Below are 21,624 nucleotides of genomic sequence, written 5' to 3'. Positions count from 1 at the left end.
AAGTCTCTATTAGAGGCTTTTTTTTTGCTTACTTTTAAGCACATAAATTATAAACATACAAAAGTAGATTAAAACATATTTAATCTACTATAAAACAATATTTTACAAATGAGCGTTTTAAATTCGATTCTAAAACTATTTGTTGGTGATAAACAACAAAAAGACCTAAAATCTCTACAACCGATTGTTGAAAAAGTACAATCTTTTGAAAATTCATTAAATAGTTTATCTAATGATGGTTTACGGGCAAAAACAATCGAGTTTAAATCGAAAATAAAAGAAGCTACAAAATCTTTTAATGAAACTATTGCTACTTTAGAAGAAGAAGCTCTAAATGCAGATATTGATCGTCAAGAAGAAATTTATGCAGAAATAGATAAATTAAAAGATGAAGCTTATGAAGCTTCTGAAGCGGTTTTATTAGATATTATGCCTGAAGCTTTTGCTTTAGTAAAAGAAACAGCTAAACGTTTTACACAAAACGATGAATTAGAGGTTGTTGCTACAGCTTTTGATAGAGAATTATCTGCTACAAAAGAACATATTGTATTAGAAGGCGATAAAGCTTACTGGGCAAGTTCATGGGATGCTGCAGGAAAAGAAGTAGCTTGGGAAATGGTGCATTATGATGTTCAATTAATTGGTGGATCTGTTTTACACCAAGGTAAAATTGCTGAGATGATGACTGGTGAAGGTAAAACATTAGTATCTACCCTACCCGTTTTCTTAAATGCCTTAACTGGTAACGGAGTTCATGTAGTAACTGTGAATGATTATTTAGCAAAACGTGACCGTGCGTGGATGGCTCCAATTTTTGAATTTCATGGATTATCTACAGATTGTATTGATTTCCACCAACCAAATTCAGAAGAACGTAGAAAAGCTTATAATGCAGACATTACGTATGGTACCAACAATGAGTTTGGTTTCGATTATTTACGTGATAATATGGCTAGTTCTAAAGAAGATTTAGTTCAAAGAGCACCAAACTATGCTATTATTGATGAAGTTGATTCTGTTTTAGTAGATGATGCTCGTACACCTCTAATTATATCTGGACCTGTACCACAAGGAGATCGTCATGAATTTAATGAGTTAAAACCTTTAGTAGCTGATTTAGTAACATTACAAAACAAATATTTAGTAGGGGTATTAGCAGAAGCAAAAACCTTACTAAAAGAAGGAAATACTAAAGATGGTGGTTTCTTATTATTAAGAGTTTATCGCGGACTTCCAAAAAATAAAGCCTTAATTAAGTTTTTATCTCAAGAAGGAACAAAGCAAATTCTTCAAAAGACAGAAAACTTCTACATGCAAGACAATAATAAGTTAATGCCTGAGGTTGATGCTGAATTATGGTTTACTGTTGAAGAAAAAAATAATCAAATTGATTTAACCGACAAAGGTATTGGGCATTTATCTGAAAAAACAGAAAATGATACATTCTTCGTTTTACCAGATATAAGTGTTATCGTTGGTCAAATTGATAGTAGTGAAGATACTCCTGAGGAAAAAGCAAATCAAAAAGAAGAATTATATCGTGAGTTTAGCGTAAAAAGTGAACGTATTCATACCATGAATCAACTTTTAAAAGCATATACTGTTTTTGAAAAAGATGTTGAATATGTGGTAATGGACAATAAAGTTATGATTGTTGATGAGCAAACGGGTCGTATTATGGACGGTCGTCGTTACTCAGATGGATTGCATCAAGCAATCGAAGCTAAAGAAGCTGTAAAAATTGAAGATGCAACGCAAACATTTGCAACTGTTACGTTACAAAACTACTTTAGAATGTACCGTAAGTTATCTGGTATGACTGGTACTGCGATTACTGAAGCTGGTGAATTCTGGGAAATCTATAAACTAGATGTAGTTGAAATTCCTACAAACAGACCAATTCAGAGAGATGACAAACAAGATTTAGTTTACAAAACTACTCGTGAAAAATACAATGCTGTAATTGAAGATGTTGTTGAATTATCGAAAGCTGGTCGTCCAGTTCTTATCGGAACAACATCAGTAGAAATATCTGAACTATTAGGTAGAATGTTACAAATGCGTAAAATTCCACACAACATATTAAACGCAAAATTACACAAGCGTGAAGCGGATGTAGTAGCTGAAGCGGGTAATCCTGGTGTTGTAACAATTGCAACAAATATGGCAGGTCGTGGTACCGATATTAAATTATCTGACGAAGTAAAAGCTGCAGGTGGTTTAGCAATTGTAGGTACTGAACGTCATGATTCTCGTCGTGTCGATCGTCAATTACGTGGTCGTGCTGGTCGTCAAGGTGATGTTGGTTCTTCTCAATTCTATGTTGCCTTAGATGATAATTTAATGCGTTTATTTGGTTCTGATAGAATTGCTAAAATGATGGACAGAATGGGATTAAAAGATGGTGAAGTAATTCAGCATTCTATGATTTCAAAATCTATTGAAAGAGCTCAAAAGAAAGTAGAAGAAAATAACTTTGGTATTCGTAAACGTTTATTAGAGTATGATGATATTATGAATGCACAACGTGAGTTTGTTTACAAGCGTCGTCGTCATGCATTAGATGGTCAACGTTTACAAATAGATATTGCAAATATGATTTATGATACTTGTGATTCTATTGTAAAACAAAACAAGATGAATAACGATTACAAAAACTTTGAGTTCGAATTAATTCGTTTTTCATCAATGACTTCTCCTTTTTCAGAGGAAGAATTTACTAAATTGACTGAACAGGAAATAATTGATAAATTGTATGTAATTGTTTCTGATCATTATAAAAATGATACAGAAAGGCATGCTGACAATGCTTTCCCAGTAATCAAAAATGTTTTTGAAACGGAAGGTGACCGTTACGAGCGTATTGTAGTTCCTTTTACAGATGGTACCAAAACATTACAAGTAGTTACCAACTTAAAAGAAGCATATGAATCTGAAGGAAAATCATTAGTAAACGATTTTGAAAAGAACATTACTTTATCAATTATTGATGAAAACTGGAAAGATCATTTACGTAGAATGGATGAGTTAAAACAAACCGTTCAAAATGCTACCTATGAACAAAAAGATCCTTTATTAGTTTATAAGTTTGAAGCTTTCGAATTATTTCAAGAAACAGTTGATAAAGTAAACAAAGAAGTTTTATCTTTCTTATTTAAAGGGCAATTACCAAGTCAAGATGCATCGCAAGTATCAGAAGCTCGTGAACAAAAACGTGAGCAATTAGATACTCGTAAAGATGAAGTTCAAAACTCTACACAGCAAGCTATGAGCAGAGCTAGAAATCAGCAAACTCAAGAGCAACAAGTTGTAGAAACAATTGTTCGTGAACAACCAAAAATTGGTAGAAACGAAAGAGTTACAATTAAAAATGTAATGACTGGTGAAGAAAAAGAAGTAAAATACAAACAAGCAATTCCTTTACTAGAAAAAGGAAGCTGGGTATTATACAACAAATAATACTATCATAAATAAAAAGTAAAAAGCTCGGGAAATCCCGAGCTTTTTACTTTTACATAACTTTGCCACCACACAACAATAACATTCTCATTACCATTACTTCACATTTAATTCAACATAAAAAAACATTCGAAAAGTATATTTGATAAAACACAGTAGTATACTTTTAAGAATGAAAAAAAACAAAAAGCGAAAATTAGATATTGTTGTTGTATCTGATGTTCATTTAGGCACTTTTGGTTGTAGAGCCACAGAACTTCATAATTATTTAAAAACCATCAATCCTAAAGTCTTAATCTTAAATGGCGACATCATAGATATTTGGCAATTTAAAAAACGTTATTTTCCTAAACCACATATGAAGATTATAAAGCAATTAATGTCTTTTATAACTTCTGGCACTAAAGTTTATTATATAACAGGAAATCACGACGAAATGCTCCGTAGGTTTAAAGGATTTAGACTCGGAAGTTTTGAAATAGTTAATAAAGTAGTTTTAGATCTTGATGGTAAAAAGGGATGGTTTTTTCATGGTGATGTTTTTGATATAACTATGCAACATTCTAAATGGCTAGCTAAATTAGGCAGTTTTGGTTACGATACTTTAATTATGATAAATACAGCTGTAAACTGGTTTAGTAACAGATTAGGTTATGGAAAATTATCATTTTCTAAAAAAATAAAAAACAGTGTTAAAGGTGCTGTGAAATTTATTAATAATTTTGAAAAAACAGCTTCAGACATCGCTATTTCAGAAGGATATGATTATGTTGTTTGTGGACATATACACCATCCAGAAATAAAACAAATTGAAAATGAAAACGGTATAACTACTTATTTAAATTCTGGCGATTGGATTGAGAACTTAACTGCTTTAGAATATCATAATAAATCATGGACTTTGTATGAATATGAAAAAGATGATATCGCAAAAAACGCTCATCTAAATTCACATAAAAATGATTCTGAATTTGTTGCTTCTGAAAGTAGTAACAGTATGCTTTTTGAAGAACTTTTAAAAGAATTTAATATTAAAGAAAATTAAAAACATTTATGAAAATTTTATACGCATTTCAAGGAACAGGTAACGGACATGCTAGCAGAGCTATAGAAATTATACCTTACTTACAGTTAAAGGCTGAAGTTGATGTTTTAATTAGTGGACACCAATGTGAACTAAAATTTCCTTTTGAAATAAAATATAAATACTATGGTTTAAGTTTCATTTTTGGGAAAAAAGGAGGAATTGATTTTAAACAAACTTTACAGAAATTAAAATTAACCAACCTATTTAAAGAAATAAAATCAATACCGATTGAGGATTATGACCTTATCATTAACGATTTTGAACCTGTTACAGCCTGGGCTGCCAAATTAAAAAACACACCTATCATATCACTTAGTCATCAGAATGCTGTTTTAGACAAACATTCTCCTAAATATGGAATGTACAAATTTGAAAGACTAATATTAAAATATTATGCCCCTTCGAAAATAAAATTTGGTTTTCATTTTCAGACTTATTCTTCTGCAATATTCTCTCCAATCATCAGAAAAAAAATTAGATATAAAAATAGAACTAACAAAGGACATTATACAGTATACCTACCTGCCTATAGTGATAAGAAAATTATAAAGGTCTTATCTGAATTTAAAGATGTTAAATGGCAAGTATTTTCTAAACATACTAACCAACATAAATTGCACAATAACATCTTTATACAGCCCATAAATGGAAATGAGTTTATTAGAAGCATGGCTTCCTCAAGCGGTGTGCTATGTGGTGCTGGTTTTGAAACTCCAGCTGAAGCTTTATACCTAAAGAAAAAGCTATTGGTAATTCCAATGAAAAATCAATATGAGCAACAATGCAATGCTTTAAGTTTAAAAGAAATGGGCGTAACTGTTCTAAAAAAATTCAACAAAAGACAGTGCGAAAAAATTTCTAAATGGATAAAATCTAACAAAATTATAGAAATAGAATACTCAGATAATACCGAAGATATTTTAGAAGCTATTATTTTACCTTATTACAATGAAACAATGTTACCAAGTATTGTATCATAAAACAAAAGTTGTATACTTCTTAAAATAAAAAACTTGGGCTTTATTATAAAACCCAAGTTACTATTTAAAAAGTTTGGCTAATCAAATTAGTTTAGCCTGTGATTCTATTTTCTACATAGCACCTAATTCTTTTAATAGTTTTTCTGAATTCTTTTTTACATTTGCTGCTGGGTTTAAAGTTAACGCTTTTTTTAACGCTTTAATCGCCTTCTTCTTATCTCCAGCTGCTTTGTATGCTTCTCCCAAACTATCATAAGCATTTGCACTTTTCGAGTTTTTATCTACATTAAGTTGCATAAATTTAATTGCTCTAGCATAATCTTTAGAATTTATCATCGCATACCCCAATCTATTTAATTGAGCTGTATTTGCCATAGAAGCTGCTTCATCAATCATCTTACTATATTCATCTTTTTTACCAAGCTTGTTTAATATTTGAGCCTTAATCCCTACATTTCTAAATGTTTTTTGACTATAAAACTGACCTGAAATAGCATTATTAATCCACCCTAAAGCTTCATTTAAATCACCTCCGTTATTCATTGAAAAGTTTGCCGCTTGCTCCCAAGATTGACGATTAAAACCTGCCTGACTTTCTAACTTTTTTCTTACATCTGCTAAAACTACCTTCGTAACATCAACTCCTATTTTCATTGGAACTTGTTTTTTTCCCCATTTTAAAGATAGTACAGCCGAATTTTTAGTTACATCAGTAAAATCATATGTTAATTGCTCTTCATGTGGAATCGCAGTCATATTTACATCCACTCTCAAAACATCTTCATTAGGTTTATAAAAATAACTTCCCCATGCACTATTGTTCTTAGAAAAAATAATAGTTGCTTTATCATTGTTATGAATAATCATATGCAAACCATATTTCCCTGCTTTCAGAGATTTTCCTTCTACCGTAGCATCTGTTGTAAATTTTATAATTGTGTTTTCATTCGCTCCTGCACGCCAAGGAGATTCTTTTGCGGTTCCAAAATTTAAATTATTCATTCCATAAGGAACTAATTTACCCCACACTTCTCTTTTCTTTACACTTGGTCTAGCATATTTAACATAAATATCGGAAATACCAATGCGCTGAGAAACTGTTGCTTGCTGACTCCCTCTAGGCAAGTTTAATTGAGCGTAAGAATCAATACTAATAATAAGTAAAAAACTTAATAAAACTTTAAAGTAATTATTTGGTTTCATCTTGAAAAATTTGTTTTAGTTAATTAACCTTTACAAATTAGACACTATTAAAAATTATTTATGTTAGCAATTAGTTAAAAACCTATTTAACATAGTTAATTAACACTTAATTAACTTTTTAAACACTACTAAAAAACAATTAATTACCATTCTATTTTTTTCAATTCTTTTACTTGTAAAAACTCATTAGTTTGAGAAAAATGTTTGTTTCCAAACCAATACCCTCTATTTGCACTTAGTGGAGAGGGATGTCCAGATGTTAAAACATGATGTTTTTTAGTATCTATCAGCTTTATTTTCTTTTTAGCATAACCACCCCAAAGTAAAAAAACAACATCTTTTTTTTCTTCTGAAACTTTCTTAATTATGGCATCTGTAAACTCTTCCCATCCTTGTTTCTGATGACTCCCTGCTTCAGATTCCCTTACCGTTAAAGTTGCATTTAACAACAAAACTCCTTGTTTTGCCCAACGTGATAAATCGCCAGATTTTGGATAAGAAATACCTAAATCTGTTTCAATTTCTTTAAAAATGTTTATTAAAGATGGTGGATGTTTAATTTCTTCTTTAACTGAAAAACATAAACCATTTGCTTGTCCTTTTCCATGATAGGGATCTTGCCCTATAACCACCACTTTTATAGCATCTAATGCACAATAATTAAGTGCTGCAAAAATGCTCTCTTTCTCTGGATAACAAATATTTTCTATATATTCATTTTCAACAAAAGAAATTAAATTTTTAAAATATAATTTTTCAATTTCTTCCTGTAAAATATTTTTCCAGCTATCTGCTATTTTTACCTGCATTCTTTCCTATTTTTGCTTTGGTTTCAAATATACTATTTTGACTAAAAACATTTCAGAAAAGACACTTCAAGATTTAGAATTTACAACAGTTTTAGAACAGGTTGCCGAGCACTGTATTTCAAATTTAGGTAAAGAACAAACTTTACAAATTCAACCAATTTCAAACAAAAAAAACTTATTTTTTGAATTGAACTTAGTTAACGAATATCTTTCTTCTTTTGAAAATGAAAACAGAGTTCCAAATCATTCTTTTGAAGATGTTACCGAAGAAATTAAACGATTAGCTATTGAAAATAGTTTTTTAGAAACTGAAGCTTTTTTAAAAGTTGCAACAGTTACAGATACTGTAAATGAGCAAAAAAAGTTTCTTAAAAAATTTCAAACCTACTACCCTACTCTTTTCACTTTAAGTGATAAAATTGAGTTTACAACTTTTGTTTCTGATAGTATAAAAAAAATAATTACTTCTTATGGTGAAGTTGCTAATAATGCTTCACCAGTTTTAAAACAAATAAGAAAAGATATAAATAATGTTCGCGGAAAAATTTCTGAAAGTTTTTCTCATGCATTAAGTAGAAACATAGCTAGTGGTTATTTAGATGATATTAAAGAAACTGTTATAGATAATCAACGTGTTTTAGCTGTTACAGCAATGCATCGTCGTAAAATAAAGGGAAGTTTATTAGGCTCTTCAAAATCTGGTAATATTGTTTATATAGCTCCACAAGCTACTTTATCTTATAGTAGAGAATTACAAAATTTGATATATGAAGAAAAACAAGAGGTTGTAAAAATACTAAGAGCTTTAGCTAGCGAGATACGTCCTTACACACCTTTGTTAAATGAATACGTTACTTTTTTAACGCATTTAGACATGGTTGGTTCTAAAGCTAAATATGCTCGTAGCATTAATGGTTTGCTTCCAAAAATTACCAAGGAGAAAAAAATATTTTTTAAAGATGCATTTCACCCTGTTTTATGGAAAAAGAATAAAGAACAGGGTATAAAAACCATTGCTCAAACAATTCGACTTGATGAAAAACAACAAATAATTGTTATTTCAGGTCCTAATGCTGGAGGAAAAAGTATTACTTTAAAAACTATAGGTTTATTACAACTTATGCTACAAAGTGGCTTGCTAATTCCTGTGCATGAACGTAGTGAAACAACCCTTTTCAATACTATTTTAACTGATATTGGTGATAATCAATCTATAGAAAATCAATTAAGTACCTATAGTTATCGATTAAAAAACATGCGATCTTTTTTAAAAAAATGTAACGATAATACTTTATTTTTAATTGATGAATTTGGTACTGGATCTGATCCAGAACTAGGTGGTGCTTTAGCTGAAATTTTCTTAGAAGAGTTTTATGAAAATAAAGCTTTTGGAATTATTACTACACACTATGCTAATTTAAAAGTTTTAGCTAACGAATTAGAAAATGTTACCAATGCTAATATGCAATTTGACGAACGTACTTTAGAGCCTTTATATAAACTATTTATTGGACAAGCTGGTAGTTCTTTTACTTTTGAAGTAGCTCAAAAAAATGGAATTCCTTATAGTATAATTAATCGAGCAAAAAAACGTGTTGAAACCGAAAAAGTTCGTTTAGACAAAACTATTTCTAAACTTCAAAAAGAACGAAATCGCTTACAAAAAACTTCAGATAGTTTAGTTAAGCAAAAAACAAAAGGAAAAGAACATATTGAAAACTTACAAGAAAAAGAACAGAAATTACAAGACAAACTTTCTGGTTTTCAAGAGTTATATGACAATAACCAACGTATGCTTTCTCTTGGTAGAAAAACAAATGAGCTTTTAAATAAATATTTTCAAACCAATAACAAAAAAGAGCTCTCTACTAATTTTCTCAAATGGGTTATGTCTGAAAAAACTAAATACACGAAGAAAAATCCGCCTCAAAAGAAAAGTAAATTAGAAAAGAAAAAAGATTTAGAACTTGTTAAAAAGCAAAAAGAAATTATAACCAAAGTAGAAAAAGAAGTCTTACAAAAAGTAGTAAAAGTTAGAGAAGAAAAGAAAAAAGTAGCAGACAAAATAGCCAAAGAAAAGGCTGCTTATGTTTTTAAAATTAATGACAGAGTTCGTTTAGTTGATGGAAATTCTGTTGGTACAATTGATAAAATAGAGAAGAAAAATGTTTTTATTAATTATGGGCTATTTACTACTAAAGCTAAAATTGAACAATTAGAATTAGTAGAAAGAGCAAAAAAATAGCTTACTCATATACTGTAAAATACACCTATTTTATTTCTTAAAAAGTTTTTTATACATTTATAGGGTTAATAAACTATCCCCTTATAACTTATGAGAAACTTTTTAAAAGCTTTTCTCTTTTTTCTGTGTTGGGCTACAATAGCCTTATTTATACATAATCATGCTTTAAATGATGATGTAAAAAATATTGTAAATGAAGTTAATAAAGAACAAATAACTTTGACTTCAAAAAAAACTACACCTTTAAAAAAAGAGAAAGACACACTCCAACTTACTATAAAAAAGGAAATAATACCTTCCAAAAAACAGACTACTAAACTTAACTTTAATGACAAGTTTATAACAAGCGCTAACAATACTCGAGTTCTTTTTCCTAAAAAATTCTACTACTTTAAAGATTCTATTTTTAATTTCTTAAATAATAATTCTCAAAAAGAAATTACGATTAAAGCTACTTATTTAAAAAATGAGTTGCTAAATAATAATTCTAATTTTGGATATGAGAGAGCTTTATATTTAAAAAGAAAACTAATTCAATATGGTGTAAACCCTAAAAGAATTAATATAGAAAGTAAAATTGATCAATATGAATATGATCCTGAAGGTTTTTATGCTGATGGTATTACCATAACATGTAATGCCATGGCTAACAATAAAATAGCTTCTATAGAAAATGAAATTACAAATAAAACATTACACTCTTCATTTGGTAATAATTCTTTTAAGCCAGATAGAACCTTGTATTCATACACTAAAGAAGTAAAAAATTATTTACGTAAACATCCAAACAAGAAAATAACCATTATTGGGCACACAGATAATCTAGGTGAAGAAGAAGCTAATAACTGGATTGGATTAGAGCGCGCTAAAAACGTTTCTAACTATTTCATAAAACAAGGTATAAACAAAACCATAATCAATTCAACTTCAAAAGGAGAAGCTACTCCAATTGCAGATAATAGCACCAAAGAAGGTAGGGCTAAAAATAGAAGAATTGAAATCTTAATCAACTAACTCCCCGTTAAAAATGACTTTATTTATTACGAATCAAACGACGCATCTTTTAGAAATATTCTTTTGGATGTTAGGCGCCTTTTTAATAGGCTATATATTTTCTTGGTATTATTATAAAAATAAATATCAATCAAAATTAACAGAAAGCACGCATGTTATATCTGAATTGAGAGATGAAATGCAATCAACTATAAGAGCAAAAAAGACAGTTGAGCGTGGTGGTATTGAAATAAAACAACCAAAAAAGCTTAGTTTAAAAACTATTGGAAAGGCTAAAGAAGAAGATAAAGATGATTTAACTAAAATTAAAGGAGTTGGTAGTTTTATTGAAACCAAACTAAATAGTATTGGTATTTATACTTATGAACAAATAAGTAAATTATCTTTCGAAGATATAGAAACTGTAACTGATTTAATCCAATTTTTTCCTGGTAGAATTGTTAGAGACGATTGGAAAGGTCAAGCAAAAAATCTTTTAAATAAATAATCTAGTAAATGAAAAACCATTGAATTAATTAATTCAATGGTTTTAAAATTTTAAATAAATACAAATAAAACTTATTCGTATTTTTTCATTTCTTCATCGTAAAATTCTCCTGCTTTATCCATTAAACTTGCAAGTTCTGTAGTAATATCATCTTCTTTTTCACCAGTTAAATCCTCAAACCATTCCACTTCATCATCTTTCAAATTAATTAAAAATCGGGGAAATTCAGTATGCAGTACAAAAATATCATCAGGGTGATTACTGCTATCGGCTAGTAAAAATTTAGGTAAGTCCATTATGTTTTGTTTTAATCAATTTTAATGTTAATTTATTAAATCGTATGAATAATAAAATAGAAGCAGTGGTTAGTCCCGCTAATAAACCTAGCCAAATTCCAAAACTTCCATATTGTTCCTCAGTTCCTAAAAAGTAACTCACTGGAAACCCAACAACCCAATACGAAATAAAAGTTATTATAGTTGGTATTTTTACATCTTGTAAACCACGTAAAGCTCCTAAAACCATTACTTGTATACTGTCTGATATTTGAAAAATAGCCGCAGCAATTAATAAGTTTGCGGCAATCTTCATTACTTCCATATTATCAGCATAATTATTTGTATCACTCAAATCTACATATAAATTAGGTAAACTTTTATGAAATACAAAAAAGATAGTAGCAAAAGCTACAGCTAAAATAATACCTAGCAAAAATATTGAAAAAGCTATTCTTCTTAATTCTTTATAATCCTGTAATCCTTTTTGATTACCTACTCTAATCATAGAAGCTACACTTAACCCCATAGCTACCATAAAAGTCATTGAAGATAAGTTTAAAGCTATCTGATTTGCAGCTTGAGGATTTTTCCCAAGCAGTCCACTCAACCATATTGCTGCGGTAAATATAGCAACCTCAAAAAACATTTGCATGGCACTTGGAGCTCCTAAATTAATGATTTTTTTAAGCATTAATTTATCTAATACAAACAATTTAATATTAGTTACCAATCGTTTTGAACGCTCTTTTTTAGTTAATAACCACCAAAGATAAAACACCATTACAAACCTTGATATTAAAGTTCCGTACGCTGCTCCTACTATACCATACTCTGGAAATCCAAATTTTCCAAAAATAAATAGGTAGTTTAAAATTACATTTAAAACATTAGCTACAATTGTTGCATACATCGGATATCTAGTCATAGACATTCCATCGCTAAACTGTTTAAATGCCTGGAAAACGATCATAGGTATTAATGAGAAAGCCACTAAATCTAAATACGGTATTGCTAGTTCTACAACCTCATTAGGCTGTTTCATTAAATACATTAAAGGCTTTGAAAAGAAAACCATCAAAAACATCAAAATCCCTATTGCGGTACATAAAAACAAACCATGTTTAAATGTTGACTTTGCTTGTGTAAAATTATCAGAAGAATCAGCTTCAGCTATTAATGGTGTTATAGCTGTTGAAAAACCAATTCCTAAAGACATTGCTATAAACATAAAACTGTTCCCTAAAGAAACCGCAGCCAACTCTGCAGTTCCTAACTGCCCTACCATAATATTATCAACAAAACTAACAAAAGTATGCCCTAGCATTCCTAGCATTACTGGAGCAGCTAGTTTCCAATTGTACTTAAATTCGGATGTATATTGTTGTAAATTCAAAACTTATATTATTTCGAAGGGCGAAGATAACTTTTTAATAGTCTACTACCTTTATCTTCATAATTTTTTAATAAATTTAATTACCTTTGATGTTCTTAAAAACAGAAAAAATGGCTTCAATAACATTACAAGGAAATGCAATAGAAACAATAGGTAATTTACCAACAACTGGTAGTAAAGCAATAGACTTTTCTCTAGTTGCAACTGATTTATCTATTAAAAGTTTAAACGATTTTTCAGGTAGTCGATTAATTTTAAATATTTTTCCAAGTGTTGATACTGGAACTTGTGCGACTTCGGTTAGAGAGTTTAACAAAAAAGTAGCTAGCTTAGAAAACACAAAAGTTTTATGTATTTCAAGAGATTTACCTTTTGCTCAAGGTCGTTTTTGTGGAGCTGAAGGAATTGAAAATGTTGTTATGTTATCTGACTTTTCTACTGGTAAATTTGGAAAAGATTATGGTTTAGAAGTAAAAAACGGTCCTCTTTCTGGATTACACTCTCGTTGTATTGTTATCATAAACGAAGAAGGAAACGTTGTATATACCGAACAAGTTTCTGAAATTGTTGACGAACCAAATTACGAAGCTGCTTTAAAAGCTCTTTAGATTTATGAAAAACCCGAATGACGGATATTTTAGAGGTAGATTACGTAGTATGAAATTTGCTTTAAAGGGAATGTGGTTGTTGATAACTACAGAAGATAGTATTAAAGCACAATTTAGTATTGCTATATTAGCTACAATTATTGGCTTTTATTTTGATATTTCAGCTTCAGAATGGATGTTTCAATGTTTAGCTATTGGAATGGTTTTAGTTGCTGAAGCTTTAAACACCGCTGTTGAAGAAGTTGCTGATTTTATTCATCCTGATTATCATGAAAAGATTGGTTTTATAAAAGACATCGCTGCGGGTGCTCCTGCATTTGCTGCCGTAATATCACTAGTAATAGCTGGTATTATTTATCTTCCTAAAATAATAGCTATATTGTAGCGTTCAATATATTTCTAACAAAAATACATGGCAAAAAAAAAGACAACTGTTCAAAAAAAACGACCTAAAAATAATTTATTTAAAAAGATTTCGTCTTTCTTTTCTAATAGACAAAATCAAACTATTACAGGTGCGTTTTTAATACTGTTTTCAATATTTTTAACAGTTGCTTTTATTTCTTTTTTCTTCTCTTGGCAAGAAGATCAAAGTACTTTAACACAATTTGCTGATAAAAAAATACCTACCAAAAATTTATTAGGTAAAATAGGTGCTAAATTGAGTAACTTTTTTATTTATAGAGGTTTTGGTTTAGGTTCATTTCTTATTCCTATTACATTATTTTTAACAGGAGCTAGAGTATTACTACAAGCGAACTTAAAAAAGATTATTACTTCTTGGAATTGGGGATTATTAATTATGCTTTGGTTCTCGATAGCTTTAGGTTTTGTAGAGAAAAAAAACGCTTTATTATCTGGAGTTATAGGTTTTGAAATTAATGAATACCTACAAACATTTTTAGGTAAAACAGGGGTTATTATTTTATTATTATTTTTCCTACTTACCTACTTAATTACTCGATTTAGTATTACTCCTGAAAAAATAAATGAGCGAATAAAAACGAGTAAAGAAAATGATCTTGCAAGAAAAGAATCAACAGAAATAACTTCTAACGAATTAGAAAAGAATGAAAATAAAGAGTTAGAAAACAAAAAATCTAATTTTGAAATATCTGTTGAAGATCTTCAGCCTACAATATCAAAACACTCCGAGGCTAAAACTTCAATTTCTCCTATAAAAAAAGAGGAAGTAATTTTAGACCCTAATATAAATATAGAACCAACTATATCTGTTTCAGAAGATACAAAAAAAGAAGTTGAAGTTGCTATTGAAAAAATTTCAGAAGAGAAAAGTTTTACTGAAAATTTATCAAATCAATTAATAAAAGATTTTGGGGAATTTGATCCTACTTTAGATTTAGGTAATTTCAAATTCCCAACATTCAACTTATTAAAAGAATATAATGAAACTATTTCTATAGACCCAGAGGAGCTCGAAGCAAATAAAAATAAAATTGTAGAAACACTAAAAAACTACAAAATTGGTATTGCTCAAATAAAAGCTACTGTAGGCCCTACAATTACACTCTATGAAATAGTACCTGAAGCAGGTATTCGAATTTCAAAAATAAAAAATTTAGAAGATGATATTGCCTTATCCCTTTCTGCACTAGGAATTCGTATTATAGCACCTATTCCAGGAAAAGGAACTATAGGTATTGAAGTTCCTAATCAAAAATCAACTATCGTTTCAATGCATTCTGTTATTTCTTCAAAGAAATTTCAAGAATCTCAAATGGAATTACCTATTGCCTTAGGTAAAACTATTTCTAATGAAACCTTTGTTGTTGATTTAGCTAAAATGCCTCACTTATTAATGGCAGGAGCAACAGGGCAAGGAAAATCAGTTGGATTAAATGCTGTATTAACATCTCTTCTTTATAAAAAACATCCAGCAGAAGTTAAGTTTGTTTTGGTCGATCCTAAAAAAGTAGAATTAACTTTATTTAATAAAATTGAGCGTCATTACTTAGCTAAATTACCAGATAGTGAAGATGCTATTATTACAGATACGGCCAAAGTAGTAAATACATTAAACTCTTTGTGCATAGAGATGGATAATCGTTACGACTTACTTAAAAATGCAATGGTTCGGAATATTAAAGAATACAACACCAAGTTTAAAGCAAGGAAATTAAATCCCGAAAACGGTCATCAATTCTTACCATATATAGTTTTAGTAATTGATGAATTCGCTGATTTAATTATGACTGCTGGTAAAGAGGTAGAAACTCCAATCGCTCGTTTAGCACAATTAGCACGTGCCATTGGAATTCACTTAATTGTAGCAACTCAGCGTCCGTCAGTAAATGTAATAACAGGTATTATAAAGGCTAATTTCCCTGCAAGAATTGCGTTTAGAGTAACTTCTAAAATAGATTCGAGAACGATTTTAGATGCAGGTGGAGCAGATCAATTAATTGGTCGTGGAGATATGTTATATACAGCAGGAAATGATTTAAATAGGATTCAATGTGCATTTGTAGATACTCCTGAAGTAGAAAAAATAACTGATTTCATTGGTTCTCAACGCGCATACCCTGATGCTCATTTATTACCAGAATATGTTGGTGAAGAAGGTGGCACAAATGTTGATATAGACATTGCAGACAGAGATAAACTCTTTAAAGAAGCGGCTGAAGTTATTGTTACAGCGCAACAAGGCTCAGCATCTTTATTGCAACGTAAATTAAAATTAGGCTATAATAGAGCAGGTAGATTAATTGATCAATTAGAAGCGGCTGGTATTGTTGGTCCTTTTGAAGGTAGTAAAGCTAGACAAGTTTTAGTTCCTGATTTTGTTGCACTTGAGCAATTATTAGAAAACGAAAAGAAATAACAATTAAAATATTCCGAAGACGGAAGCAAAAAGATAGAATGAAAAAAGTTGGATTATTATTTATCGGGTTATTTATTAGTTTAAATACTATAGGACAAAATACTTCTTCTGAAGCTAAAAAGTTATTAGATGAAGTATCAACTAAAATGGGGGCATATAATAATATGATTATCGGCTTCAATTCTTCATTAGTTAATAGAGAGGCAGGTATTACAAACGACCCTCCTATTCGTGGTGAAATTACGCTTTCAGGAGAAAAATACAACCTAGATTATCTAGGTAATAATTTTCTTTTTGATGGTAAAAAGTTAGTCGTAATTAATCAAGAAGAAAAAGAAGTAAATGTTACTAATGGAGATTTAGATGAAGAAGATGGTTTTATTTATCCTTCAAAACTATTAACTTTTTATAAAGAAGGTTATAATTTTTCTATGGGTAAATTGAAAAATAGTAATGGAAGAAAAATTCAGTTTGTAGATTTAACACCTATCGATAGTAATTCAGATATCGTAAAAGTACAATTAGGTGTAGATGCTAAAACAAAACATATTTACAAATTAGTTCAAATAGGTTCAAATGGAGCTGAGACAACTTTTACAATAACAAAATTTAAAAGTAATCAGTCTATTTCTAAAAACTTGTTCTCTTTTGATAAAGAAAAGTATTTAAAACAAGGATACTTTATCGATTAATACATAAAAAACTAGTTTTGTTAATGATACTAATAAATCATTAACAAAACTTTTGTTTTTTTATTCATCTAACCTACTAACTTTGCATCTGTGAAAATACTAGACAGATATATTTTAAAAAGTTTTTTAAAACCTTTTTTAGCAACCTTCCTAATCATACTATTCGTATTAGTAATGCAGGCCATGTGGCTTGCTTTTGATAATTTTGCAGGAAAAGGAATTAGTATACCAATTATTTTAAAATTCCTTTGGTACACGACTCTTTTAATGGCTCCACAAGCTTTACCTATTGGAGTACTACTCTCTTCTATTATGACTCTAGGTAGTTTATCAGAAAACTACGAATTTGCAGCTACAAAATCTGCTGGAGTTTCTTTACCTAGAATGGTTCGTCCTTTAATTTTTTTAACATTCATATTAAGTGGTATTAATTTTCTGTTTCTAAACAATGTATATCCATATGCAATGTTGAAACAATTAAATATGAAAATTAATATTAAAAAGAAACAACCTGCAATTGCCTTAGTTGCTGGTAGTTTTAATACAGAATTACCAAATTTTCAGATTAAGTTTGATGAAAAATATGGAGAAGAAGACAACCTTTTAAAAAAGGTTATTATTTATGATTTATCTGCAAAAAAAGGTAATAATAAAATTATAACTGCCGAGAAAGGAAAAATTATTTCTGATGAAGGAAGTAGATATATGACCCTTATTTTAGAAGATGGTTATTATTTTGAAGGCCACGTAAAAAGTGATTTAAAAAACAAAATGCCTGCATCTCATGCTTATTTTGATGAGTATATTATCAATATTGATATCTCTTCTTTATCTGGTACGGATGTTGAAACAATGAGATACACTAAGCAATATAATATGTTAAGCTTAAATCAGCTTAAAGATACGTTGCCTACTATGAAAAAAAATTATGATGATTTTATTTCTAATAGAGCTAAAAATTTATTCTTAAATATAGATGTAGATAATTTACATTCTTACCCAGATTCTTTAGTTAATAAAGACCTTTCATTAAACATACTAGATAATTTTAATTTAATAGAAAAGCAAAATATAATAAACAGTGCTAGTTCAAAAATAGAGCGTACTATAAATAACAATAAATCAAATAAGCAAACATTAAAAAATAAAAGAAAGTATCTAAACCTTTATGATATTGAGTTTTATAACAGGGTTGCTTTTTCATTTTCTTGTTTATTACTTTTCTTTATTGGAGCTCCACTTGGTTCAATAATTAGAAAAGGTGGTATGGGATTACCAATGATTTTAGCTATAGCTGTTTATGTAACCTATTTTTTCAGTAATACTTTTGGAAGAAATTTAGCTGAAGAAAGCTCTCTTACTGCTATTGGCGGATCTTGGCTAAGTGTATTTTTAATGCTACCTTTGGCAATAACGTTAACAATTAGAGCAACAAAAGACAAGGGCTTTTTTGATATTAAGAGCCTTTTTACAAAATTGCGAAGTTTATTAAACAACATATTCTCTAAAAAAGAGAAAACAACATAACAATGACAACACACACTACTGCTAAAGTTAAATTAAACACAATTGAAGAGGCCATTGAAGACATTAAAAACGGTAAAGTTATTATTGTCGTAGATGATGAAGATCGTGAAAATGAAGGAGATTTTCTAGCCGCTGCTAATAAAGTTACGCCAGAGATGATCAACTTTATGGCAACACATGGAAGAGGTTTAATATGTACTCCACTTACAGAAGATCGCTGTAAAGAATTAGAGTTAAACATGATGGTAAACAATAATACCGATCCTATGGAAACAGCTTTTACCGTTTCTGTAGATTTACGAGGTAAAGGTGTTACTACTGGTATTTCTGCTTCTGATAGAGCAAAAACTGTTCAAGCTTTAGTTAATTCTGATACAAAACCATTCGATCTTGCTAGACCTGGACATATTTTCCCTTTAAAGGCTAAAAACGGAGGTGTTTTAAGAAGAACTGGACATACTGAGGCTGCGATAGACTTTGCTAGACTAGCTGGCTTAGAACCTGCAGGAGTTATTGTTGAAATAATGAACGAGGATGGTACCATGGCTCGCTTGCCTCAATTATTAGAAGTTGCTAAAAATTTCGATTTGAAAATAGTTTCAATTGAAGATTTGGTTGCTTACAGAATGGAACACGATTCTTTAATTGAAAAGAAAGAAGATTTTAATATCCAAACTCGTTTTGGAGATTTTCGTTTACGCGCTTATCAGCAAACTACCAACAAGCAAATTCATATTGCTTTAACAAAAGGTACTTGGACCAAAGAAGAACCTATATTAACAAGAATTAATTCAACTCTTATTAATAATGATATTCTTGGTACCTTAACCAACAACGCAGATAAGAAACTTGACCAAATGTTTAACGTTGTAAATGAAGAAGGTAAAGGAGCTATTGTTTTTATAAATCAACAAAGTCAAGCCTTAAACTTATTAAATCGTTTACGTGGCTTAAAAGAAAATCAATCTAATGGAGAAATGAAAGCTCCTAAAGTTGTTATGGACAATAGAGATTTTGGTATTGGAGCTCAAATATTACATGATTTACATATTCATAAATTACGTTTAATTTCTAATACAAAACAAACCAAACGTGTTGGTATGATTGGGTATGGTTTAGAGATTGTAGACTATGTAAATTATTAAAAAAATAAAATATATAAATAAAAAGAGGAAGTATATTATATACTTCCTCTTTTTATTTATATGCTATTTGTAGCTAAACTTATAATGAATTCATTAATAGTTTCACCTCATTAAATTCGTTTATTATTGCCTCTAAAACTTCTTTAGCAGGTTTTATTTCATGAATTAATCCAGCTACCTGTCCAATTTCTAACTCTCCTTCTTCTAAATCTCCTTCAAACATTCCTTTTTTTGCTCTTGCACGTCCTAACAGCTCTTTAATTTGTTCTACTGTTGGGTTTTGTTGATACAACTCTTGAACTTCTTGATAAAACTTATTTTTCACCAAACGAACTGGCGCCAATTCTTTTAAGGTTAAATGTGTATCTCCATCTTTTACCCCTACTATAGTTTCTTTAAAGTTATTATGGGCTGATGATTCTTGTGTAGCTGCAAAACGACTTCCTATTTGTACTCCATCAGCTCCTAACACCATCGCTGCTAACATACCTCTTCCCGTTCCTATTCCTCCAGCAGATATTACAGGTATTTTTACCTGCTCTTTTACCATTGGTATTAAAGTAAACGTTGTTGTTTCTTCTCGTCCATTATGTCCACCAGCTTCAAAACCTTCACAAACAACTGCATCTACTCCTGCTGCTTCTGCCTTTAAAGCAAATTTTACTGAACTTACTACATGTACTACAGTAATTCCTTTTTCTTTTAAAAAGCTTGTCCATGTTTTCGGGTTTCCTGCTGATGTAAAAACAATCTTTACTCCTTCTTCAACAATAATATCCATTATTTTTTCAATGTCTGGATACAACATGGGTACATTTACACCAAAAGGTTTATCTGTAGCTTTTTTACATTTTTGTATGTGCTCTCTTAGTACTTCTGGATACATAGATCCTGCTCCGATTAAACCTAATCCACCAGCATTAGATACCGCTGATGCTAATTTCCATCCAGAAACCCAAATCATTCCTCCTTGGATAATTGGATATTCTATTTTAAATAGTTTTGTTATTTTATTTTGCATTAATTAAATTTAGTGTAAAAAGTAAAAGGTATACTAAAATTATAAGGTATTTTTCTATTCATCGAAATTGCTGGTTCCCAGCCTTCAATATTCTCAAAATAACTCTTTAATCTTCTTTTTAAATCTAATGATATATTATCATTTGTATTTACATTCGTAATTTTTCCATTTTCATCAACAACAAAATTTATATAAATTTCCCCATTAATTTGAAATCCTATTCTGTTATGTAATTCTTTTATTCTTTTAAAAAAGTTATCTAAACCTCCTCCTTTAAATTTAGGCTTTCTATATTCTATTAATGCTTCTTTTATTTCTTTTCCCTCTAAATTATAGATTTTTGTCTTAATTAAATTCCCTTCTGCTGAAAAATATCTTCTACAAGCACTTTTTCCATTAGTATGATAATATTTCCAAATACCTATTTCAACTCCATTCTTAAAAAAACCTATATGGTTAATAGCTCCTGTATAAAACCAGACTTTCTGAATTCCATTCAATTTACTCTTCAAATTATATGAATAGCTTGCTTTTAATTTTCCATTTCTATAATACTCTAAAAAACTTCCAATAGGATTTTTTTTCTTTTCATCTTTATAATATCCTTTTTTATACATTTTACCATTTCTATAGTACCTTGTAATTAACCATAAAGAATCTTTTTTGACAACTGTTTCTATGAAACTAGCTTTATTTTTTTTCTTAACTACTTTTCCTTTCCAATCTAAATAATTAACAATTGAATCCTTTTGACTAAAGAGATTTAACGAATTACATATTACTAATGACAGTACTATTCTTTTTATTTTTTTCATAGCTATTTTCTTTTTCTTT

General features: G+C 29.6%; 18 protein-coding genes. 12 read left to right on the top strand and 6 right to left on the bottom strand.

Going from position 1 to position 21,624, the window contains the following annotated elements:
• Window positions 1-108 precede the first annotated feature (108 nt).
• From secA to Q0881_RS05060, 3 genes are all read left to right on the top strand, one after another.
• Window positions 109-3,459, top strand: a complete 3,351-nt coding sequence (secA, locus tag Q0881_RS05070; protein ID WP_299157425.1) for a preprotein translocase subunit SecA — start codon at window positions 109-111, stop codon at window positions 3,457-3,459.
• A gap of 172 nt (window positions 3,460-3,631) precedes the next feature.
• Window positions 3,632-4,504 (top strand): UDP-2,3-diacylglucosamine diphosphatase, encoded by an 873-nt coding sequence (locus tag Q0881_RS05065; protein WP_299157424.1) that lies wholly within the window; start codon window positions 3,632-3,634, stop codon window positions 4,502-4,504.
• An 8-nt stretch (window positions 4,505-4,512) separates the two neighbouring features.
• On the top strand, window positions 4,513-5,526 hold the full coding sequence (locus Q0881_RS05060) for a glycosyltransferase family protein (protein WP_299157423.1): 1,014 nt from the start codon (window positions 4,513-4,515) through the stop codon (window positions 5,524-5,526).
• Window positions 5,527-5,637: 111 nt separating this feature from the next.
• Here Q0881_RS05060 and Q0881_RS05055 read toward each other — a convergent pair whose 3' ends face one another.
• Window positions 5,638-6,729 carry a DUF2911 domain-containing protein gene (locus Q0881_RS05055; RefSeq protein ID WP_299157421.1) on the bottom strand — a complete coding sequence of 364 codons (1,092 nt, stop codon included), beginning with the start codon at window positions 6,727-6,729 and terminating at the stop codon, window positions 5,638-5,640.
• Between the two features lie 143 nt (window positions 6,730-6,872).
• Window positions 6,873-7,538 carry a uracil-DNA glycosylase gene (gene ung, locus Q0881_RS05050; protein WP_299157419.1) on the bottom strand — a complete coding sequence of 222 codons (666 nt, stop codon included), beginning with the start codon at window positions 7,536-7,538 and terminating at the stop codon, window positions 6,873-6,875.
• A 37-nt stretch (window positions 7,539-7,575) separates the two neighbouring features.
• Here ung and Q0881_RS05045 point away from each other — a divergent pair, with 37 nt between their 5' ends.
• The 3 genes from Q0881_RS05045 to Q0881_RS05035 all read left to right on the top strand — a co-directional run bounded on the left by Q0881_RS05045 (window position 7,576) and on the right by Q0881_RS05035 (window position 11,284).
• Entirely contained in the window at window positions 7,576-9,783 is a 2,208-nt protein-coding gene (locus Q0881_RS05045; RefSeq protein WP_299157418.1) for a DNA mismatch repair protein MutS, read from the top strand.
• Between the two features lie 90 nt (window positions 9,784-9,873).
• A complete protein-coding gene (locus tag Q0881_RS05040) occupies window positions 9,874-10,797 on the top strand; it encodes an OmpA family protein (protein ID WP_299157416.1) in 924 nt (307 codons plus the stop codon).
• Window positions 10,798-10,810: 13 nt separating this feature from the next.
• Window positions 10,811-11,284: a hypothetical protein gene (locus Q0881_RS05035; RefSeq protein ID WP_299157414.1), complete on the top strand. Its 474-nt coding sequence runs from the start codon at window positions 10,811-10,813 to the stop codon at window positions 11,282-11,284.
• Between the two features lie 71 nt (window positions 11,285-11,355).
• Here Q0881_RS05035 and Q0881_RS05030 read toward each other — a convergent pair whose 3' ends face one another.
• Together Q0881_RS05030 and Q0881_RS05025 are read right to left on the bottom strand one after the other, a co-directional pair.
• Window positions 11,356-11,580: a hypothetical protein gene (locus tag Q0881_RS05030; RefSeq protein ID WP_299157412.1), complete on the bottom strand. Its 225-nt coding sequence runs from the start codon at window positions 11,578-11,580 to the stop codon at window positions 11,356-11,358.
• Window positions 11,567-12,955: an MATE family efflux transporter gene (locus Q0881_RS05025; RefSeq protein WP_299157410.1), complete on the bottom strand. Its 1,389-nt coding sequence runs from the start codon at window positions 12,953-12,955 to the stop codon at window positions 11,567-11,569. Before Q0881_RS05025 ends, Q0881_RS05030 begins: the two co-directional genes overlap by 14 nt.
• A gap of 110 nt (window positions 12,956-13,065) precedes the next feature.
• On the opposite strand from Q0881_RS05025, the gene tpx reads away from it, so the two are divergent.
• The 6 genes from tpx (at window position 13,066) to ribB (ending at window position 19,769) form a co-directional block, all read left to right on the top strand.
• Entirely contained in the window at window positions 13,066-13,563 is a 498-nt protein-coding gene (gene tpx, locus Q0881_RS05020) for a thiol peroxidase (protein WP_299157408.1), read from the top strand.
• A 4-nt stretch (window positions 13,564-13,567) separates the two neighbouring features.
• Window positions 13,568-13,948, top strand: a complete 381-nt coding sequence (locus tag Q0881_RS05015) for a diacylglycerol kinase family protein (RefSeq protein WP_299157406.1) — start codon at window positions 13,568-13,570, stop codon at window positions 13,946-13,948.
• Between the two features lie 27 nt (window positions 13,949-13,975).
• Window positions 13,976-16,405 carry a DNA translocase FtsK gene (locus Q0881_RS05010; RefSeq protein WP_299157404.1) on the top strand — a complete coding sequence of 810 codons (2,430 nt, stop codon included), beginning with the start codon at window positions 13,976-13,978 and terminating at the stop codon, window positions 16,403-16,405.
• A 38-nt stretch (window positions 16,406-16,443) separates the two neighbouring features.
• Window positions 16,444-17,097 (top strand): outer membrane lipoprotein carrier protein LolA, encoded by a 654-nt coding sequence (locus tag Q0881_RS05005; protein ID WP_299157402.1) that lies wholly within the window; start codon window positions 16,444-16,446, stop codon window positions 17,095-17,097.
• A gap of 90 nt (window positions 17,098-17,187) precedes the next feature.
• Window positions 17,188-18,624, top strand: a complete 1,437-nt coding sequence (locus tag Q0881_RS05000) for an LptF/LptG family permease (protein WP_299157400.1) — start codon at window positions 17,188-17,190, stop codon at window positions 18,622-18,624.
• Between the two features lie 2 nt (window positions 18,625-18,626).
• Complete coding sequence (ribB, locus tag Q0881_RS04995) at window positions 18,627-19,769, top strand: 3,4-dihydroxy-2-butanone-4-phosphate synthase (protein ID WP_299157398.1); 1,143 nt, start codon at window positions 18,627-18,629, stop codon at window positions 19,767-19,769.
• Between the two features lie 79 nt (window positions 19,770-19,848).
• Here the strand turns inward: ribB and Q0881_RS04990 are convergent, their stop codons facing one another.
• Both Q0881_RS04990 and Q0881_RS04985 read right to left on the bottom strand, forming a co-directional pair.
• Window positions 19,849-20,790 carry a nitronate monooxygenase gene (locus Q0881_RS04990; RefSeq protein WP_299157396.1) on the bottom strand — a complete coding sequence of 314 codons (942 nt, stop codon included), beginning with the start codon at window positions 20,788-20,790 and terminating at the stop codon, window positions 19,849-19,851.
• Window positions 20,790-21,605: a hypothetical protein gene (locus Q0881_RS04985; RefSeq protein ID WP_299157394.1), complete on the bottom strand. Its 816-nt coding sequence runs from the start codon at window positions 21,603-21,605 to the stop codon at window positions 20,790-20,792. The genes Q0881_RS04990 and Q0881_RS04985 overlap by 1 nt, the downstream gene beginning before the upstream one ends.
• Window positions 21,606-21,624: the final 19 nt, after the last annotated feature.

Source organism: uncultured Tenacibaculum sp., from assembly GCF_947494125.1.
Taxonomy (GTDB): Bacteria; Bacteroidota; Bacteroidia; order Flavobacteriales; family Flavobacteriaceae; genus Polaribacter.
Note: the sequence above shows the minus strand (reverse complement) of the source record. Positions and strands in the feature narration are given on the sequence as shown.